We start from the raw sequence: 17,752 nt of genomic DNA, 5'->3' as shown, positions 1-17,752 counted from the left end.
CCTAGTTTGCCGAGAGCCGGTTCAACGCGTCCCTGACGTTGGTTACCTCTATTATATCTATTCCTTTGATTCCGGTCTTGGCCGCGCCCGGCGGCACTATGGCTGTCTTAAAACCCAGCCTGGCCGCTTCCTTAATCCGGCGTTCGGCGTGCGAGACGAATCTGACCTCTCCGCTTAAGCCGATTTCCCCGAAAACAACCGTCTCCGCCGTCAGCGGCTTGCCTTTAAAGGCAGAGGCGATGGCTAGGGCGATTCCAAGGTCAGCTGCCGGTTCCACAATTTTCAAACCGCCCGCCGCGCTTACGTAGACGTCCTGAGTCCCGAGTTTTAATCCAGCCCGGCGTTCTAAAACCGCCGTCAGCAGCGCCAATCTTTGGTAATCAAGTCCCGCCGCGACGCGACGCGGGTAGGCTAATGAAGTCGGCGCCGCCAAAGCCTGCAGTTCGACTAGGAAGGAACGCGTCCCTTCAATAGAGGCGACGACTACGCTGCCGGGCGTTCCCCGGCGCCTGTCGGCGATGAATATCTCGGACGGATTGGCGACTTCTCTCAATCCCGAGTCGCCCATGTCAAAAACGCCTATCTCGTCTGTCGAACCGAACCTGTTCTTGACGGCGCGAACAATTCGGTGGCTTTGGTGCCGCTCGCCCTCGAAATAGAGAACCGTGTCCACCATGTGTTCGAGGACGCGGGGACCCGCGATCGCACCTTCCTTGGTGACGTGTCCGACAATAAAAACCGCGGTGCCGCCCGACTTGGCCGCCGTGAGTAAGCGGTGAGTGCATTCCTTGACCTGGTTTAGGCTTCCCGCGCCGCCTGAGGTTTCCGGATCGCTCATGGTCTGAATGGAATCAACGACCAGGACAGACGGGGTGAGCGTCTCCGCGGACTGGATTATTCGCTCGATGTTCGTTTCGGCCGCGACATAAAGCCCGTCGGCCGCCTGGCCTAAACGGTCGGCCCTCATTCTTACCTGTTTCTCGGATTCCTCGCCCGAGGCAATAAGCACGGTTTCGCCAGCGTCCGCCACACGCAGGGCAAGTTGAAGCAGAAGCGTTGATTTACCGATGCCGGGCTCGCCCCCAAGCAGCACCAGCGAACCCGGGACGATGCCGCCGCCCAAAACCCTGTCCAACTCCTCGTACCCGCTGGTAAAGCGCGGGGTTTCGGCGGCGCTGACAACATTTAGAGGTTGGGGCAAGCCGGAAGAAATACCTGAACGGGCTGCTTTTGCTTTGGATTTACCGCTTTTAACCGGCGTAGCGGCCTCGGCGATAAAAGAGTTCCATTCGCCGCATTCCGGGCATCGGCCGAGCCATTGGAGAGAAACATATCCGCAATCGCCGCAGCGATAAGCGGTCCCGGCCGTCTTCATTACCTAATCTTTCTTCTTGCTGCCGACCAGTTTCTCCGGCTTGGCGTCTTTGCCTTTGACGAAGACTATTTTTCCGTCAGCGGCGTCGATGGTTATCGTCTCGCCGGCCTTCGGTTTACTTTTTAGAATAGTCTCGCTCAACGGATCCTCAACCAGCCGCTGGAGCGCCCGTCTAAGCGGTCTCGCGCCCAAGGTAGGGTCATATCCTTCTTTGGCTAAGACGTCCTTGGAGGCGTCGGACAGTTTAATCTTAAGGCCGATCGCGCCCAAGCGCGCTTGCAGACCGGCGACCATAATGTCGACGATCACCTTGATGTCGGCCGGTTTAAGCTCATGGAAGATGATAACGTCGTCGACACGGTTTAGGAACTCGGGTCGGAAAGTCCGTTTAAGTTCAGCTATGACGCTGTCTTTCATTTCATCGTAAGAGATTTCGCCGTGGCCGGCCACCTTAAAGCCCATGCCTCGCGCTTTCTTGATATCGCGTGTGCCTAGGTTTGATGTAAGAATTATAACCGCGTTGCGAAAATCGACGGCATGGCCCTGGTTATCGGTCAACCGCCCGTCCTCAAGTATCTGTAACAGGATGTTAAAAACGTCCGGATGCGCTTTCTCGATCTCGTCCAAGAGAACGACCGAATACGGACGGCGACGGACCGCTTCCGACAGCTGACCGCCTTCCTCGTACCCGACGTAGCCCGGCGGCGAGCCGACCAACCGCGAAACCGAATGCTTCTCCATGTATTCGCTCATGTCGAGCTGAATCAAAGCGTCCTCATCGCCGAACAGAAACTCAGCCAAAGTCCTGGCGAGCTCCGTTTTGCCGACACCCGACGGGCCAAGGAATATAAAGGAACCGGTCGGCCGCCGCGGATCCTTCAAGCCGGCCCGGCCGCGCCTGATGGCCCGGGAGATGGCTTTGACCGCCTCGTCCTGTCCGACGATCCTCATATGGAGCGCGTCTTCCATGCGCATCAGTTTTTCCGATTCTTCCTCGGTCAGCTCGTGAACAGGGATGCCTGTCCATTGGCTAACGACTTCGGCGATATCTTTTTCCGTGACCTTAACGCGACGGCCTGAGGCGGGTTTCTTCCATTCCTTCTCCATCTGCATCTTCTCGAAAAGGAGCTTTCTCTCTCGATCGCGGAGATTGGCCGCTTTCTCGTATTCCTGGGCTTCGATGGCCGACTCTTTTTCCTGCCGCAGCCGCTTCAACCGCTCTTCCATCTCCCGGAAATCAGGCGGCGCCGTCATGCTCCGGATCTTGATCCGGCTGGCCGCCTCGTCGATAAGATCAATGGCCTTATCCGGCAGAAATCTCTCGGAGATATAGCGTTCGGCCAGGTGGCCGGCGGCGAACAGCGCGTCGTCGGTAATGGTTACCCCATGATGCGCCTCGTAACGGTCGCGCAAGCCGCCCAAAATCTCAATCGTTTCGTCCACGCTCGGTTCGCCGACTAGGACGGGTTGAAAGCGGCGTTCCAGGGCGGCGTCTTTTTCCAAATATTTACGGTATTCGTCGAGAGTGGTCGCGCCGATCGTCTGGAGTTCGCCCCTGGCGAGCGCCGGTTTTAGGATACTGGCGGCGTCGATGGCGCCTTCCGCGGCGCCTGCTCCGACCAGGTTGTGGACTTCGTCGATAAAGATGATAACGTCGCCCCGCGCCCGGATCTCTTTTAAGAGCTTCTTCAATCGTTCCTCGAAGTCGCCCCGATAGCGCGAACCGGCGACCAGCGCGCCTAAATCCAGCGTATACAGCCGTTTGCCCTTAAGACTCTCCGGGACGCGGCCTTGGACAATCGCTTGGGCGAAACCTTCGACGACGGCTGTCTTGCCGACGCCCGGTTCGCCGATCAGAACCGGATTATTCTTGGTCCGGCGGGACAGGATCTGCATGACGCGGTCGATCTCCGTCTTCCGGCCGATGACCGGATCGAGCTTGCTGTCCTGGGCCATCTGCGTCAAGTCGCGGCCGAACTGATCCAACAGAGCGTTCTTCGCGCCGGCTTCTTTCGGCGTAGCCGTAGGGGCTGCGCCGCTGGCCGTATAGGCCCCGGACAGGAGTTGGATGACCTCGTTGCGTACGCGTTCCAGGTCGGCGCCCAGGTTTATTAAAACTCGGGCGGCGACACCCTCCCCCTCTCGAATCAAGCCAAGCAGGATGTGTTCGGTCCCGATATAGTTGTGACCTAGCTGCAAGGCTTCGCGCAGGGATAATTCAAGGACCTTCTTGGCCCTAGGAGTAAACGGGATATGGCCGATCGAGGTGGCTTCGCCCCGGCCGATGATCTTCTCTACCTGAAGCCGTACATCTTCCAGGCTGATATCCAGGTTTTCCAGAGCTTTGGCGGCGACGCCTTCGCCCTCGAGAATCAAGCCGAGCAGCAGGTGCTCGGTTCCGATGTAATTCTGGTTAAGCATCCGGGCTTCTTCGCGCGCCAGGACAACCACGCGTCGGGCCCGTTCGGTGAAGCGTTCAAACATTCAGAATTCGCCTCCTTGGGCTATAAGCCCAATATAGCATAGCGGAAGCGCCGGGTGATTTACCGCCCTGTATAGGGCAGCTGCGGTTGGTCAAATAAGCCGAGGCCGGTCCGGGGCTAAAAGCATTATGAGGATAGAACCGACCAAAACTGATGGTGTTGGCGATTTCATACTATCCCTTCTCCGCATCCTCGTCCTTGCCGCCGTGTTTGCGGGCGGTCTTAACCGCGATAAAACACACGACGACAGCGGCTAACGCTATAGCGGCGATGATCGCGAAGTCCTCCAAAACCTTAACCGTACCGCCGGCTCCCTCTACCGCTCCCGAAGCGGCGGCCGGAACAGCCGTCAACAGGACAAACAAAAACGTAGATGTGACAAGAGCCAAAGCCCTTCTCATAAAGCCCTCCTTGATGAAAACACGAATGATTTATCTTGTGAAAGATTATCCAAAAACACGCTGATAGTCAATGTGCCTAGTCTTCCGCGTGTTTGGGTTTGAGCTGCGGGAAAAGTATTACGTCGCGGATGGACGCGCTGTCGGTGATTAACATAACCAGACGATCTACACCTATGCCTAAGCCGCCGGCCGGCGGCATGCCGTATTCCAACGCCGCTATGAAGTCCTCATCCAGTTCATGGGCTTCCTCGTCGCCTGCTTCCTTATTCTTTAACTGGGCTTCAAAACGCTTGCGCTGGTCGCCGGGATCGGTTAACTCGGAGAACGCGTTGGCGACTTCCCGCCCGGCAATAATAAGCTCAAAACGCTCCGTCAGCTCAGGATTGTCCGGGTGCTGCCGGGCCAGTGGCGATGTTTCCCGCGGGTAATCGATGACGAAGGTCGGCTGTTCGATCAGGTGCTCGACCGCTTTCTCGTAAATCTCCGTGATAACACCGCCTTTGCCCAGGTGCGGCTTAAGCTCCACTTTCATTTCACCCGCGACCTTAATCAAATTGTCCAGGCTCGTGTCGAAAGAAACCTCTCGGCCGGTAAATTCTTTTATGGCGTCGATCATCGTCAGTCTACGCCAAGGCCGCGTGAAGTTAAGCTCGATTTCCTGATAGACCAGGGTGGTCGAGTCCTTGATCTCCTTGATAACCCCCGTAATCAAGGACTCGGTCAAATCCATCATGTCGCGATAATCGGCGTAAGCCTGGTAAACCTCGATCATAAGAAATTCAGGATTGTGTTTAATGGAAATGCCCTCGTTGCGGAAACTCTTGTTTATTTCATAGACGCGCTCCAATCCCCCTATGATAAGCCTCTTTAAATAGAGTTCCGGCGCGATGCGCAAATACAGATCGCAGTCCAGCGCGTGATGATGTGTAATAAACGGCTTGGCCGCCGCGCCGCCCGGAATCGGGTGCAACATAGGCGTTTCCACTTCCATGAATCCCAGCTCGTCCAGAAGCCTTCGTAAGATGGCAATGATCTGCGTTTTGCGCACAAATGTCTCTTTGACTTCGGGATTCATAATGAGGTCAAGATATCTCTGGCGGTAGCGGGTTTCGATATCGCGCAAGCCGTGCCATTTCTCAGGCAGAGGCCGCATCGACTTGGTCAGCAACGAAAAGTCGGCGATCTCAACGGATAACTGGCCGCGTTTGGTTTTGAAGACCTCGCCGGACACCCCGATGATGTCGCCGATGTCGTAGGTCAGAAAACGCTCATAATCGGCTTCGCCCAAGACGTCCTCGGCCAGGTACAGCTGGATGCGGCCGGTCCTGTCAACAAGTTCCGCGAAGCTAGCCTTGCCGTGCCGCCTAAGGGCCATAAGCCGGCCGGCAATGCTGACCTTGTCACCTGTATGCTGGCCGGCCTCGATGGAACCGTGTTTGGTTTCAATCTCGGCGACCAAGGCGGTGCGTTCGTACGCGGATTTATAGGGATCGTCGCCCGAGTCGCGGGCGTGCTCGAGTTTTTGGAGCCGGTGAACGATTAGATCGTTCAGCTCTTCGGTCATTTCTTAATATCCTCTACCTTATACCTTAGAGACCCGTGAGGAAGTTCGATTTCCACGATATCGCCGACCTTCTTACCCAGAATAGCCTGGCCGACCGGTGACTCATGAGATATCTGCATAAGATCGGGGTCCGCCTCGAACGAGCCGACGATCCGGAAATTATGGACCTTCCTGGTTTCCATATCCCTCAACGTCGCCACCAAGCCCAGCCTGACTTTGTCTTTCTTTCCCTTGGGTTCGCTGACTATTTCCGCGTTAGCAAGAATGTGCTGGACTTCCGAGATCCTGCCTTCGATAAAGGCTTGCTCGTTCTTCGCGTCCTCGTATTCGGAGTTCTCGGAGATATCGCCGAAATCCTTGGCTTCCTTGAGTCGCTTGGCGACTTCCTTGCGTCTCACGTTCGTTAAGTCGGCCAGCTCTTCTTCGAGCATCTCCTTGCCGTGTTTAGTTAGAATGATTTCCTTGGGCACTCGCTGTTATCCTCCGTTATCAACAATAAAGCACTGCCCGCCGTGATACGCGCGGCAGCGCCCCTATAAAAAGTGAGACTAATTATAACCGATTTAGGTCGGTAATGTAACAGAGTTTTTTCTCAAGGCTTTGGCCGCGTTACGGCGTATGTTCCGAACCTGGTCATCGGTTAGCGCTTTCTCAAAACTGCGAAAGCCGGCTAGTTCAAAACCGTGCTTGGCGGCCATAGCCTGCATCTCGCGAACCTGTTCGACCGAGATCTCCCGGCCGATGGTGTAGTCTTCGTACCGTCCCTCCAGGGCAAGTATCATCGTTTCAGCCATGCACGCCAAGGCCAGTCCTTTCGGCAAACCTATGTCAAAATGAAAATCCACGTGACCGGGAACCTTGACGACGCCCCCGTCGATTACCAGGACATCGTTTCTCGTTTCCGCTACGACCTCGGCGATATCCCGCGGTCTGGCGACATCACAAACGACCGCGCCCGGCTTGATGTCGGCCGGGTTGATGATCGCGTCTACCGCGCTGGATACGGAGACAATAATGTCGGCTCGCCGGACGGCGTCTGAGATATTGATGGTTGCCACGACATTGCCCGGCAACTCGTCGCGCAACGCTTCCAGCCTGGCCATGTCCCGGCCTACAACATAGGTCAAGCCGGCTTCGCGACTTAAGATATTGGTGGCTATCTTGCCGATACTACCGGTCGCGCCGATAACGGCTACGGTCGCCTGCGGCATCTCGATGCCCATCAAAGCCGAGGCTTTCTGCGCGCCCTCGATGGCCGTCGCCACCGTGTAAGTGTTTCCGGTCGTCACGGCAATCTCCGACGCGTCGGCGATCTCTTTCCCGGCGCCTCCGACCAGCGCGGTAAAAGCGCCCAGGCCGACGATGCCGGCGCCTAGTTTGGCCGCCACTTCGGCGCCCTTAATAATCTTCTTGAATACGAATTTCTCTCGCAGGTTGAGAATCTGCGACGGTAAAAGGGGAACAACGACAAACCAGCCGATGGCCTCTCGTCCCGTTTTTGATTTGATGCCGGTGATCTCGGATATTGCCCAGGGTTTCTTTCGTTTGATCATAGAGGCCGTTATCCGTTCCGGAATCCGGTTCGCTATTTTATAGCGCCTGGTCACAATGCCCATATCCAGCGGATGGATGATAAAAGCAAACTTCTCAACATCAGGAGACGCTGCCTTTCGAGCTTGTCTCGGCTTTATTCTGCCTTTTAGGCTGTTCGAGGATCTAGTCTTCAGTTTCGGCAAGTCTCTCCACCCTGGGCTTAAATCCTAGCTTCTGCAGAACCTCTAGATAGTCTTCGGGGGTTATGTCGTCGGCGTTCTTACCGAGCAGCGCGACACAGGTCGCCTCCATAACGTTTGTGCCGAACGACCGGCCTTCGAACTCCGGCGTCGTCGTTATCAGCAAAGCTACCCCACGTTTCTTGAGCTCCTCTACGTCGGCGGGCGTAACGGTGTTAGTGATGATAACCTTGCCCTCCATATCCTGCGGCATATACTTCTTGATGAACAGGTAGTCGCCGGCGATTATGTCCGCTTCGCGATAATACTTGCCGTATTTGTCGCGCGGTTTCTTGTCTTGTTCGGAGCCGGTCGGATAAAGGACCTTAAAAGGCAGCTTGGTGGCGACCGGCAGCAGAATGCGGGCCAGGATCTCGAACTGCCGCATGCTGCGGATGGCCACCGGGATTTTTAGACCGAAAATCAGGTCGCCGAAGACCATCTTGGCGCCGGCTTCGTGCAGCGCCTCGGCCATCCCGAAACGGTCGACGGCGCTGACCATCAAGACCTTCTTGTCGACGAACTGAAAATCCTCTTCGTCCTTCATATACTCGATGGTCTTGCGCTCCAGGGTGTTTTTCAGCCCCGATCCGTCAACCATGTCGCTCTTTTTAGCCAGCTTCTTAAACTTCTTAGCCTCGCGAATCTTATACCTCTTACCCCCTGGCGCGAACAGGTATAAGTCAATGCCCCCTAGGCCGAAAGCATCGACGCTGCCGTCCAGTTCCTTTATCATCTTTTTGGCTTTTTTTATGTCCCCGTCGGTCCCGACGCGTTTTATCTTGAATTTCTGCCCCAAGAGGTCCACTTCAACTTCGTGGTCCCTGCTGGATGAGCCTAGGCTTACGCTGACGACGTCTTTTTGCTTGTCTGTCATCCCGATGTCACCATCTCTCGATCCTCGGCTTAAAGCCCAGTCGTTTCAGGATTTCGTAGTAGTCTTCCGGCGTTACCTCTTCCGGATCCTTATCCAAAAGCGCCACGCAGGTCGCCTCCATGACGTTGGTGCCGAACGACCGGCCGTTGAATTCCGGCGTTGTCGTTATTAACAGCGACACGCCCCTCCGGCGCATCTCGGCAACATCCGACGCCGTGACGGTGTTCGTAATAATCACTTTCCCCGTCATGTCGTCCGGCATGTATTTCTTTATATAGAGGTAGTCGCCGGCGATTATCTCCGCTTTATTAAAGTACTTGGCGAACTTCTCCGGCGAAGTCTCGTTTTGCTCTGTCCCCGTCGGGTAGAGCACCTTGAAAGGCAGCTTGGTCGCTACGGGAAGCATAACCCTAGCCAGGATTCTGAACTGGCGCATGCTCTTGATCGCGATAGGAATCTTCAGGCCGAAAATCAAATCGCCGAAAATCATCCGGCAGCCCACGTCGCTTAAAGCCTCGGCCATCCCGAAACGGTCGACGGCACTGACCATCAAGACCTTCTTGTCGACGAAGTCGAAGCCTTCGACGTCCCTCATATAGTACACGGCGTTACGCTCAAGCGTGTTTTTTAACCCTGTTCCATCAAGCAGCGGCGTCTTCTTGACCGCTTTTCTGAAAGGCTTGGCCGATCGGATCTTGCTCTCCCGTCCGCCCGGGCCGACCAGGCAAAAACATATGCCGCCCAAGCCGAAGGCGTCGACTTTGCCATCCAGTTCACTGAGCATCTTTAAAGCCGCTTCCACATCGCCGTCCGTGCCGACGCGCCTGATTTTGAAGCTCTGTCCCAGAAGCTCTACGTCAACTTCGTGATTCCGGTTTGAGGAGCCGATACTTACGCTGATCACTTCTCTTTGGCTCACTCGCTTCACCTCTCCTTACTGTTCTAAACGCGCGCCGCGTTCGTTTATCCGCGAATTCGGCTAGCACTGTGGCAAGTTCCTTTTCCTTATCGGGGGGTATTCCGATTATTTTTTTGTCCAAAACCGCTTCCAGCAACTTATGTTCTTTGGGCGGTCCGAGGAAGATGATAAAGTCGATGCTCTTTAACAGCGCCAAAACCTGGAGGGCGTCCTCGATACGGGCGGTCCCATCGCGGTTTAAGAAGACATGCTCTATCCCTAGGCCAGCGGCCGTATTCTCGACCTTTTCGATGTCGGCCAAGCTCGAACCGATAAGCGCGATCTCCTTAGATTTCCTGACTTCGCCGATGCCTTCCAAGTGAGAGATAAAGGACCGCTCGACGCCCAGCATCTTCGCGACTTCCTCTTGCGTCGAACCGCTGGAACGCAGGTCAAATATCTTGTCGATGAGGGAACTGGCCCTCTCCATGCTGATTATCTTGTCGCCGATCTTGATCTCTTTGCGCAACAGCACAAACCTTTCCTAAGAAATGTGCACACGTTTGTGGACAAGAATAGCACAATCAGATTTAGCGGTAAAGAATGTTAGCGGTTGAGATCCCAGATGAGTTTAAGACCTTTGAGGGTTAGAAGGGGGTCGTGGACGGTTATTGTGCCGCAGGCCTTGACGACAGTTTCGGCTAAACCGCCGGTCGCGATGATCTTGATTTTGTCCAGACCGACGCCGAGTTCGACGGATATCTTTCTGACTAGGGTATCGACCTGGCCGGCGTATCCGAATATGATGCCTGACTGCATGCTCTCGGTCGTATCACGGCCGATGACATGCTGCGGTGTCTCCAGCTTGATTTCCGATAGGCGCGCCGCGCGGGAGTACAACGCGTCGAGTGAAATTTCGATTCCGGGCGCGATGGCTCCGCCCAAATACTCCCCGGCGGCGGAGATGGCGTCAAAAGTCGTCGCCGTCCCGAAGTCAACGATGATAGTCGGCCCCCCGTAGAACCGGAACGCGGCGGCGGCGTTGACAATGCGGTCGGCGCCGACTTCGGCCGGATTTGAGGTCGCGATTTTGATACCGGCCGGTGTCTCCGGTCCGACAATCATCGGCTCAAGCTGCAGCGTCTTACGGCACATGGCTTCCAAAGCCTGTGTCGCCTCAGGCACGACCGAGCTCATGACGACATCGTCGACCTTGTCCAACGAACCGCCGTTCAAGGTCATCAGTTCGGAAATCACCAACGCCCATTCGTCGCTGGTTTTTCTGGGATGCGTAGAAATCCGCCAATGCCGCTTTAGGGCGTCGCCCGAATAGGTGCCGGCGACGGATTGTGTATTACCGACATCGATTGCCAGCAGTAATTTTGCTTTAGCCACTATCTAAAAAGACTCTTCCTTCGGTGTAACGGTCTTAGCCATCAGCGCGGCCAAAACTGCTTTGCCAGTATCGCCCGCGATGAACGGGAGCGCTCCCATGGCCAGCAGCGCCGGCAACGTTACGGTGGCGCCCTTGATCGCGCTCAGGTAAACGCCCAGCCAGGCCAATCCCAGGCCGTAAATAACGACAAAGTTTACAGCCAGCATGATGGCCAGCATGGGCAGGAATCCGCGGGCCGCCGGGAATTTGTCGACAATGAAGCCGATGATGCCGGCCGCTAAGATGAAACCGATCAGATAACCGCCGGTGGGTCCGGCAATGAATGACATTCCCGCGCCGCCGCCGTTGAACCAGGGTATGCCCGCCGCTCCCAAAGCGACATACGAGGCCAGGCTGAAACTGCCCCATTTGCGTCCGAGCAGAACGCCGGCCGCCAGAACCGCGAAAGTCTGGCCGGTTACCGGAACCGGGCTAAACGGCAGTGGAATCCTTATCTGGGCCGACAAGCCTATCGCTAAGGCAAAAGCCAGCGCCAGGGTTATCTTGCCGGCCAGTGATAGCGATTCACGTCTGACATACAAACCAAGTCGGACCGTTCTTAGCCTCTCGGCATTTCCGTATTCTGTCAAAACAACCTCCTTATATGGCTCTATCAATGCGCCAATACTACCAGTTAACCTGCGGTTCTGTCAATCAGCGTAGAATTGAGAGATCGCCCGCATGGACGACGTGAGTAGCGCCCTGGTCGTCGCTGACCAGAAGGGCTCCGTCACCGTCGACATCGAACGCCGTTCCCGATATGCACTTCCCCGGTTGCGAGACCGTAACCTGCCGGCCGAGGACCAGTGACAGGGCTTTCCAGCGCGACATAATATCATTGAAGTGGCCGCCGAAGAGTTCGTAATCACGCGCCAGATTCTTCAGGCAGACGTCCAAAATCTCGTCAAGGTTCGCCTCCCGGGAGGTCTCCTCCTGTAAGGACGTTGCCGGCATCAATAAGTCGTGGGGGAATTTATCCGTGGCCACATTTACATTAAGGCCTATACCCATCACTACGTAATCGACAACGTTCATCGTAGCGGTCATCTCGGTTAGGACGCCGCCAAGCTTCTTGTCGCCGATAAGGATATCGTTCGGCCATTTTATTCCAGCCTTGACGCCGGTCTCTGCGTTTATCGCTTCCGTGACCGAAACCGCGGCCAAGAGCGTCAATCCCGCGACCCGCGCCGGAGGGCACGCCGGCCGTAGAATCAAAGAGAACCAGAGTCCGCCTTCCGGCGATAGCCAACGCCGTCCCAGGCGCCCGCGGCCATGGTCCTGAACGCGGGCAACCACAACCGTCCCTTCCGTTGCTCCCCCTTCAGCCAGATGTTTAGCATGATCCTGAGTTGACGATACCGTATCCAGTTTAGTGATCGAAATCTTCATCAAGCCCGGCCTTTCCCCGGCCTTCGCGCCAGCGGAAAAAGAATATGCCCGCGATTACTATGATCAGGAGGGCGAACGCGGCGTAGCCCATCCTCTTGATAACCTTTTCAATCAAGTCCCAGTTCCCGCCCAGGAAATATCCGAGCAAGGAAATGACGATCGACCAGATGAAGGCGCCTGTAATATCGTATAAAAAGAACTGCTTGTAAGGCATCTTGGCCGAGCCGGCGACCAACGCCGCCAAGGCGCGGAGAAACGAGGTAAACCGGGCGATAAAGATGGTTTTTCCGCCGTGTTTCTTAAAATATTGGTCGACATGTGCCAGGCGATGGCGGTTGATGAAAACGTATTTGCCGTATTTAAGCAGTACACGACGTCCGCCGCGCCGGCCGATATAATAACCGAGATTATCCCCCATAACGGCGCCGACGAAAGCGATGACGATAACGGCGACCAGATTAAGGCTGCCGCGAGCGGCAAAAAATGAACCCAGGATTAGGATTGTCTCGCCCGGTATTATCAAGCCCAACCCAGCCGAGTTTTCCAGAAAGACGCCGAGGAATATCAGCAGATATCCGTAACTGGCGAAGAATGGCATCAGCCAGTCGACCAGGCTAGTTAGACTCATCGCCGCGTCGTTAGAAGGCTGAAATCAAAAGCGGGCGCGGATTGCGTGATACCGCCGACGGAAATAAAGTCCGGACCCGCCTTGGCAATATCTTCTATGTTGTCCAGGTTGACGCCGCCCGACACTTCCACCGTCGCTTGTCCGTCAATCGCCTTAACCGCTTCCGCGATCATCTCGGCGTCCATATTGTCCAACATAATCGTATCCGCCCCGGCTTCAATCGCCTCTTTTACCTGCTCGAGCGTTTCGGTCTCGATCTCTATGGCCAAGTCACCTTCAAGGTTCTTCCGGATAAGGTCAATCGCCTCGGTTACGCCGCCGGCGGTCTTGATATGATTTTCCTTTATAAGAACGGCGTCGTACAAGCCGAACCTGTGGTTCTTGCCCCCGCCTACGAGGACGGCGTATTTCTCCAGCGGCCGTAAACCGGGGAGAGTCTTGCGAGTATCCTTAACGTCGACGCCATAAGCCGAAGCCTTAGTAACATAACGGCTGGTCAGGGTGGCTATTCCAGAAAGATGGCCGAGGAAGTTCAAGGCGACGCGTTCTCCGGTTAAAATGGACAGCAGGTTTCCGTCCACACGGGCGACGATTTGTCCGGGTTCGACGACAGCGCCGTCGGTAACCGCGTCTTCATAAAAAAGCGAGGGGTCAATCCTCTTGAACACGGCTTCCGCGGCGAACAAGCCGGCTACCACGCCGTTCTGTTTGGCGATAATAACGGCGGAGCCAGGCCGGTCGTCGGGCATTATCGCCTGACTGGTTATGTCACCGGCCAATCCCAGGTCTTCATTTATGGCCGTTTCCACGATTTTTGTCAGATACTGTTCAGCTAAGTCCATAATCCCACGTTAGGCTCTTCGCCGCCCGCCGTCAGGCCGATATGCTGTAGCCAGCGCGCGTCGTTCTCCTCCGGAAAATCCTCTCGCCAATGCGAACCGCGGCTTTCCTCTCTAATCAAGGCGGCGGTCGCAATAAGCATCCCCACGGTCATCATATTCGACAATTCGTAATCAGCCGCCCAAGCCGATGACGGTTTGAGATAATGCCAGCGCTTATCTATGAAGGCCAGCGTTCTGCGCAAGCTGTCGGCGGAACGGACCACACCGGCGTTATCTTCCATAATATCTCTTAGCTGGGCGGTAATCGAGCGAGCGGCGCTTTCCGTGCCGGCGCTCGGACCCATGATGTTTCTGAGTTTCGTTAACGGTTCCGCCGGCTGCCCGCACGCGACGTCTTCTTGCGCCGCGACGGCCGCCCGGCGGCTGAAAACCAGACCCTCCAACAATGAATTGCTGGCCAGTCTGTTGGCGCCGTGCACACCCGTGCAGGCGACTTCCCCGACGGCATATAAACCCGGAATACATGTCCGCCCGTCAAGATCCGTCTTGACCCCGCCGCTCATATAGTGGGCGGCCGGCGTGACCGGGATTAAGTCTTTCCCCACGTCAATACCGTGCTCGACAAGCACTTCGTAGATGGCGGGAAAGCGTTTGCTGAAAAACTCGCGTCCCAAATGACGGCAATCAAGATAAAGTTGAGTGTCATCGGTTTCCCGCATCCGGACGACCATTTCCCGGACGACGACGTCGCGCGGGGCCAGTTCCGCCAATTTATGCCGGCCTACCATAAAGCGAACGCCGTTCTTATCTTCCAGGTAAGCGCCCTCGCCCCGAACAGCCTCGCTAATGAGGAATCTCGGGGACACATCCACATTTAGGGCTGTCGGGTGAAACTGAACGAACTCGATATCCGTCAGGATTGCGCCGGCCCGATAGGCCATAGCCAGCCCGTCACCGGTCGAAATGTGCGGATTGGTTGTCGTGGCGTAGAGTTGCCCCACGCCCCCGGCCGCCAGAATGACGACCGGCGCGAGAAACGCCGTCAGCCGGCCGTTGTAGACCGCCAAGACGCCGCGGCAGCCCGAGTCGTCCGTCAAAATATCAAGCACAAAGGCGCGCTCGCAAATGGATACGTTCGTCATGTCCTTGACCGTTCGGGCCAATGTCGCCTCAACCTCGCCGCCAGTTGTATCCTTACTGTGGACGACGCGGGCGAATGAATGTCCGGCTTCGCGAGTCAGGTTTAAACGCCCGCCTTTGGTATCGAAAATGGCGCCGATTTTTCGTAGAGTCTCAATCTGGGCGGGACCTTCGTTGACGAGCACGCGCACCGCTTCCTCGTCGCATAGGCCGCGGCCGGTTCTTAGCGTGTCCTCAAAATGGCTTTCCGGGCTGTCGCCTTTGCCGACAGCCGCGGCGATTCCGCCCTGGGCATAACGCGTCGCCGTCAGCGAAAGCTCAGATTTGGTCAAGAGAGCGGTTTCAGCGTCTTTGCCAAGATGATAAACGGCGGAAATACCGGCCACGCCGCTTCCGATTACAACGAAGTCAAAGTGCAGCTGGGGCAGGTCTTTTAGGTCGAAATCAACGAGATATCGAGGCGGTTTTTTCATGGCTAAAGTATATCATAAAAGGGGTTTGAACAGCCCGACTTCAGTACTCTAGAGCACTGAAGTATGACATCCGCGCATATGTGACATATGCGCGGATGTAAACATGAAAGCCCGCCAAGACACATTCCCGGGAATGTGTCCTCGCAAACAAGAGCTATTCAAATAATTTCGAGCACCTTTCCCGCAAACAGTCATCCTGAGGAACATGAGTGACGAGGGATCTCAGCCGAATCTATGCTTTCAGGGATAATCGTGCCGGAAAAACCAAAGTGGGAGCCTCGAACCTGGGTTTCCTTATCAGTAATTAATAAGATGCGGCTGGGCGCGAAGCCGCATTCCGCGAAACAAAGGAAGTACGGGGCGTATCTCGAGGAAGACCTAGTAAATCCGAAAGCGAGCATGGTCCACTACAGCGCTACGTAGCGCTGTAGTGGTCGTAGGATTTACAGGGAGCGAAGATTTCCTCTTTGCTTCTCGACTCGCTAAAGCTCGCTCGAAGAATAATCAATATAATTATCATGCGAACAGGTCATCCTGAGGAATCTCGAGCTTGTCGAGAAATGACGAAGGATCTCGGACGAGGTAATGCATTCAGGGATAATCGTGCCTTGAAAGGCCGGCTTCATGCGCGCAAGGCGCACTCTTTTTCTAGCAGTCGTCGGAGGGTAAGATTTTGTGCTCTACGGAGGTGGCACGGTTTCTTTCGTCGACAAAGACGACGGTCGGCTTAATCAGTTTGGCTTCCGCTTCGTCAGCCTGGCAATAAGAGATGATAATGACTATGTCGTCTTTATGTATCAAATGAGCGGCCGCTCCGTTTAAGCAGATAACGCCGGAGCCGCGGTCGCCGGCTATGGCATATGTTTCTAGGCGGGCGCCATTGGTGACGTCGAGAACGGCGACTTTCTCATAAGGAAGAATGCCGGCTGCATCTAGAAGGTCAAGGTCAACCGTAATGCTGCCCTGATAATGCAGGTTGGATTCGGTTACCGTCGCCCGATGGATTTTAGCTTTCAGCATTGTCCTGAACATTTGACACTCCGTGTCAGTTGGAAGTTTGCTAATAGTCGTTAGTTGTTAGTCAGACCAACTACTAACCACCAACTACTCTACATTCACGATTACATTATCAATCAGTCTGGCCCGTCCGAATCTGGCCGCCACCGCGATCATGATCTCGCCGGAAATGGTTTTCGGAGCGGTAAAACCGGCAACCTCGCGGATTTCTACATATTCCAAATCAGCCAGCGGCTCGCCGCTGATGACTCGTTTGACCGCCTCGATAATTCTAGCACTTGATTTTTCACCGTGTTCGACCAAGGCCGCGCCCCGCTTCAACGCGACGTAAAGAATCGTCGCCGCCTGGCGTTCGTCCGGCCGCAGGTAAACGTTGCGGCTGCTCATCGCCAAACCGTCCGGCTCCCTGACGATTGGACAACCGACAATCTCGACGGGGATGTTAAGATCTTTAACCATTTTCCTGACAACGGCAAGTTGCTGTGCGTCTTTCTGTCCGAAATAGATCCGGTCAGGGCCGACTATGTCCAAGAGTTTCTCGACTACGGTAGCCACCCCGCGGAAATGACTCGGCCGTCCCGCCGCGCACATTCCTTGCGTTTCCGGGCCGTCGACCTCAACGAACGTGCCATAACCGTTTGGATACATCTCGTCGACCTCGGGAGCGAAGATGAAATCCGCCCTCGCCCGTTTAGCCAGTCCGGCGTCGTGCGCCAAATCTCGCGGGTAACCCTCAAAATCCTCCGCCGGGCTGAACTGCGTCGGATTAACAAAGATGCTTAAAACTACGACATCGTTCTCCGCTCGCGCCCTTTTGACCAGGCTCATATGACCCGCGTGCAGATAGCCCATGGTTGGAACCAAGGCAATCGATTTCCCGGCCGCGCAATACGGCTCCAGCGCTTTTTGCATTTCAGTGATGGATTCAATGATCTGCAAGCGGCACCCTCACCTTAATCCTCTCCCCTCAAGGGAGAGGAAATCTTTTTCAAGCCACTTATATCCGTTTGGCGAAGAAGCCAGCGAACCGGCTGGCCGTTCGGGAGCAGCGCTTCCGGAGCGACCTCCAATAGCGGTATTAACGCGAACGCTCTTTCTTTGAGACCCGGATGTGGCACCTTCAATTCAGGCAGCCTGACCTCGACAATATCGTAAAGAAGGATATCTATGTCTATGTTCCGCGGACCCTTATCGACCGTTTCCTTCCGGCCCATGGCTTTTTCAATTCCCTTAAGGGCCTCTAAGAGTCCCTCCGGCTTTAGCGTCGTGTCGATGGCGACTGCCGCGTTGAGAAAATCAGGCTGATCCTTATAGTCGACCGGGGCGGATTCATAGAAGGAAGAGGTCTTCACGATATCGAGGCCGTCTGTCTCGCTCAATCGCCTGACGGCCTCGGCTAAATTGCCCCGACGGTCTCCGATATTCGACCCTAGGCCGAGAACAGCCCGCAGCATAATT

Annotated in this window: 19 protein-coding genes; 1 reads left to right on the top strand and 18 read right to left on the bottom strand. The window is 55.5% G+C overall.

Going from position 1 to position 17,752, the window contains the following annotated elements:
• Nucleotide 1 precedes the first annotated feature (1 nt).
• The 15 genes from radA to nadB form a co-directional block, all read right to left on the bottom strand.
• The gene (radA, locus tag WC891_08280) at nucleotides 2–1,375 is read right to left on the bottom strand and encodes a DNA repair protein RadA (protein ID MFA5867935.1); all 1,374 of its coding nucleotides are present in this window, start codon (nucleotides 1,373–1,375) and stop codon (nucleotides 2–4) included.
• 3 nt (nucleotides 1,376–1,378) lie between these two features.
• Nucleotides 1,379–3,859, bottom strand: coding sequence for an ATP-dependent Clp protease ATP-binding subunit (locus tag WC891_08275; protein MFA5867934.1), 2,481 nt, complete (start codon nucleotides 3,857–3,859; stop codon nucleotides 1,379–1,381).
• A gap of 172 nt (nucleotides 3,860–4,031) precedes the next feature.
• Nucleotides 4,032–4,259, bottom strand: coding sequence for a hypothetical protein (locus tag WC891_08270; protein ID MFA5867933.1), 228 nt, complete (start codon nucleotides 4,257–4,259; stop codon nucleotides 4,032–4,034).
• Between the two features lie 76 nt (nucleotides 4,260–4,335).
• Nucleotides 4,336–5,823, bottom strand: coding sequence for a lysine--tRNA ligase (gene lysS, locus WC891_08265; GenBank protein ID MFA5867932.1), 1,488 nt, complete (start codon nucleotides 5,821–5,823; stop codon nucleotides 4,336–4,338).
• A complete protein-coding gene (gene greA / locus WC891_08260) occupies nucleotides 5,820–6,293 on the bottom strand; it encodes a transcription elongation factor GreA (protein ID MFA5867931.1) in 474 nt (157 codons plus the stop codon). Before greA ends, lysS begins: the two co-directional genes overlap by 4 nt.
• Before the next feature lie 93 nt (nucleotides 6,294–6,386).
• Entirely contained in the window at nucleotides 6,387–7,439 is a 1,053-nt protein-coding gene (locus tag WC891_08255) for a shikimate dehydrogenase (GenBank protein MFA5867930.1), read from the bottom strand.
• Nucleotides 7,440–7,539: 100 nt separating this feature from the next.
• Nucleotides 7,540–8,472 (bottom strand): quinate 5-dehydrogenase, encoded by a 933-nt coding sequence (locus WC891_08250; protein ID MFA5867929.1) that lies wholly within the window; start codon nucleotides 8,470–8,472, stop codon nucleotides 7,540–7,542.
• A gap of 7 nt (nucleotides 8,473–8,479) precedes the next feature.
• Entirely contained in the window at nucleotides 8,480–9,391 is a 912-nt protein-coding gene (locus WC891_08245) for a quinate 5-dehydrogenase (protein MFA5867928.1), read from the bottom strand.
• Nucleotides 9,330–9,905 carry a hypothetical protein gene (locus tag WC891_08240; protein ID MFA5867927.1) on the bottom strand — a complete coding sequence of 192 codons (576 nt, stop codon included), beginning with the start codon at nucleotides 9,903–9,905 and terminating at the stop codon, nucleotides 9,330–9,332. The genes WC891_08245 and WC891_08240 overlap by 62 nt, the downstream gene beginning before the upstream one ends.
• A gap of 71 nt (nucleotides 9,906–9,976) precedes the next feature.
• A complete protein-coding gene (locus tag WC891_08235; GenBank protein ID MFA5867926.1) occupies nucleotides 9,977–10,765 on the bottom strand; it encodes a type III pantothenate kinase in 789 nt (262 codons plus the stop codon).
• A gap of 3 nt (nucleotides 10,766–10,768) precedes the next feature.
• On the bottom strand, nucleotides 10,769–11,395 hold the full coding sequence (locus WC891_08230) for a biotin transporter BioY (protein MFA5867925.1): 627 nt from the start codon (nucleotides 11,393–11,395) through the stop codon (nucleotides 10,769–10,771).
• A gap of 64 nt (nucleotides 11,396–11,459) precedes the next feature.
• Nucleotides 11,460–12,194: a biotin--[acetyl-CoA-carboxylase] ligase gene (locus WC891_08225; GenBank protein ID MFA5867924.1), complete on the bottom strand. Its 735-nt coding sequence runs from the start codon at nucleotides 12,192–12,194 to the stop codon at nucleotides 11,460–11,462.
• Nucleotides 12,175–12,822, bottom strand: a complete 648-nt coding sequence (locus WC891_08220; protein MFA5867923.1) for a DedA family protein — start codon at nucleotides 12,820–12,822, stop codon at nucleotides 12,175–12,177. The genes WC891_08225 and WC891_08220 overlap by 20 nt, the downstream gene beginning before the upstream one ends.
• Nucleotides 12,819–13,664 carry a carboxylating nicotinate-nucleotide diphosphorylase gene (nadC, locus tag WC891_08215; GenBank protein ID MFA5867922.1) on the bottom strand — a complete coding sequence of 282 codons (846 nt, stop codon included), beginning with the start codon at nucleotides 13,662–13,664 and terminating at the stop codon, nucleotides 12,819–12,821. The genes WC891_08220 and nadC overlap by 4 nt, the downstream gene beginning before the upstream one ends.
• On the bottom strand, nucleotides 13,655–15,277 hold the full coding sequence (gene nadB, locus WC891_08210) for an L-aspartate oxidase (protein ID MFA5867921.1): 1,623 nt from the start codon (nucleotides 15,275–15,277) through the stop codon (nucleotides 13,655–13,657). The genes nadC and nadB overlap by 10 nt, the downstream gene beginning before the upstream one ends.
• Before the next feature lie 252 nt (nucleotides 15,278–15,529).
• On the opposite strand from nadB, the gene WC891_08205 reads away from it, so the two are divergent.
• Nucleotides 15,530–15,700: a hypothetical protein gene (locus WC891_08205; protein ID MFA5867920.1), complete on the top strand. Its 171-nt coding sequence runs from the start codon at nucleotides 15,530–15,532 to the stop codon at nucleotides 15,698–15,700.
• A gap of 225 nt (nucleotides 15,701–15,925) precedes the next feature.
• Here the strand turns inward: WC891_08205 and panD are convergent, their stop codons facing one another.
• From panD to folK, 3 genes are all read right to left on the bottom strand, one after another.
• Complete coding sequence (panD, locus tag WC891_08200) at nucleotides 15,926–16,309, bottom strand: aspartate 1-decarboxylase (GenBank protein MFA5867919.1); 384 nt, start codon at nucleotides 16,307–16,309, stop codon at nucleotides 15,926–15,928.
• A 72-nt stretch (nucleotides 16,310–16,381) separates the two neighbouring features.
• Complete coding sequence (gene panC, locus WC891_08195) at nucleotides 16,382–17,233, bottom strand: pantoate--beta-alanine ligase (protein ID MFA5867918.1); 852 nt, start codon at nucleotides 17,231–17,233, stop codon at nucleotides 16,382–16,384.
• Between the two features lie 14 nt (nucleotides 17,234–17,247).
• Nucleotides 17,248–17,748 carry a 2-amino-4-hydroxy-6-hydroxymethyldihydropteridine diphosphokinase gene (folK, locus tag WC891_08190; GenBank protein ID MFA5867917.1) on the bottom strand — a complete coding sequence of 167 codons (501 nt, stop codon included), beginning with the start codon at nucleotides 17,746–17,748 and terminating at the stop codon, nucleotides 17,248–17,250.
• Nucleotides 17,749–17,752: the final 4 nt, after the last annotated feature.

Source organism: Actinomycetota bacterium (genome assembly GCA_041658625.1).
GTDB lineage: Bacteria > Actinomycetota > JAHEXW01 > JAHEXW01 > JAHEXW01 > JBAZZW01.
Note: the sequence above shows the minus strand (reverse complement) of the source record. Positions and strands in the feature narration are given on the sequence as shown.

What these genes read in the sequence shown, in the direction of transcription:
- radA (MFA5867935.1), bottom strand. Translation starts at nt 1,375, where the DNA reads ATGAAGACGGCCGGGACCGCTTATCGCTGCGGCGATTGCGGATATGTT.
- WC891_08275 (MFA5867934.1), bottom strand. Translation starts at nt 3,859, where the DNA reads ATGTTTGAACGCTTCACCGAACGGGCCCGACGCGTGGTTGTCCTGGCG.
- WC891_08270 (MFA5867933.1), bottom strand. Translation starts at nt 4,259, where the DNA reads ATGAGAAGGGCTTTGGCTCTTGTCACATCTACGTTTTTGTTTGTCCTG.
- lysS (MFA5867932.1), bottom strand. Translation starts at nt 5,823, where the DNA reads ATGACCGAAGAGCTGAACGATCTAATCGTTCACCGGCTCCAAAAACTC.
- WC891_08255 (MFA5867930.1), bottom strand. Translation starts at nt 7,439, where the DNA reads ATGGGCATTGTGACCAGGCGCTATAAAATAGCGAACCGGATTCCGGAA.
- WC891_08250 (MFA5867929.1), bottom strand. Translation starts at nt 8,472, where the DNA reads ATGACAGACAAGCAAAAAGACGTCGTCAGCGTAAGCCTAGGCTCATCC.
- WC891_08225 (MFA5867924.1), bottom strand. Translation starts at nt 12,194, where the DNA reads ATGAAGATTTCGATCACTAAACTGGATACGGTATCGTCAACTCAGGAT.
- WC891_08220 (MFA5867923.1), bottom strand. Translation starts at nt 12,822, where the DNA reads ATGAGTCTAACTAGCCTGGTCGACTGGCTGATGCCATTCTTCGCCAGT.
- nadC (MFA5867922.1), bottom strand. Translation starts at nt 13,664, where the DNA reads ATGGACTTAGCTGAACAGTATCTGACAAAAATCGTGGAAACGGCCATA.
- nadB (MFA5867921.1), bottom strand. Translation starts at nt 15,277, where the DNA reads ATGAAAAAACCGCCTCGATATCTCGTTGATTTCGACCTAAAAGACCTG.
- panD (MFA5867919.1), bottom strand. Translation starts at nt 16,309, where the DNA reads ATGTTCAGGACAATGCTGAAAGCTAAAATCCATCGGGCGACGGTAACC.
- folK (MFA5867917.1), bottom strand. Translation starts at nt 17,748, where the DNA reads ATGCTGCGGGCTGTTCTCGGCCTAGGGTCGAATATCGGAGACCGTCGG.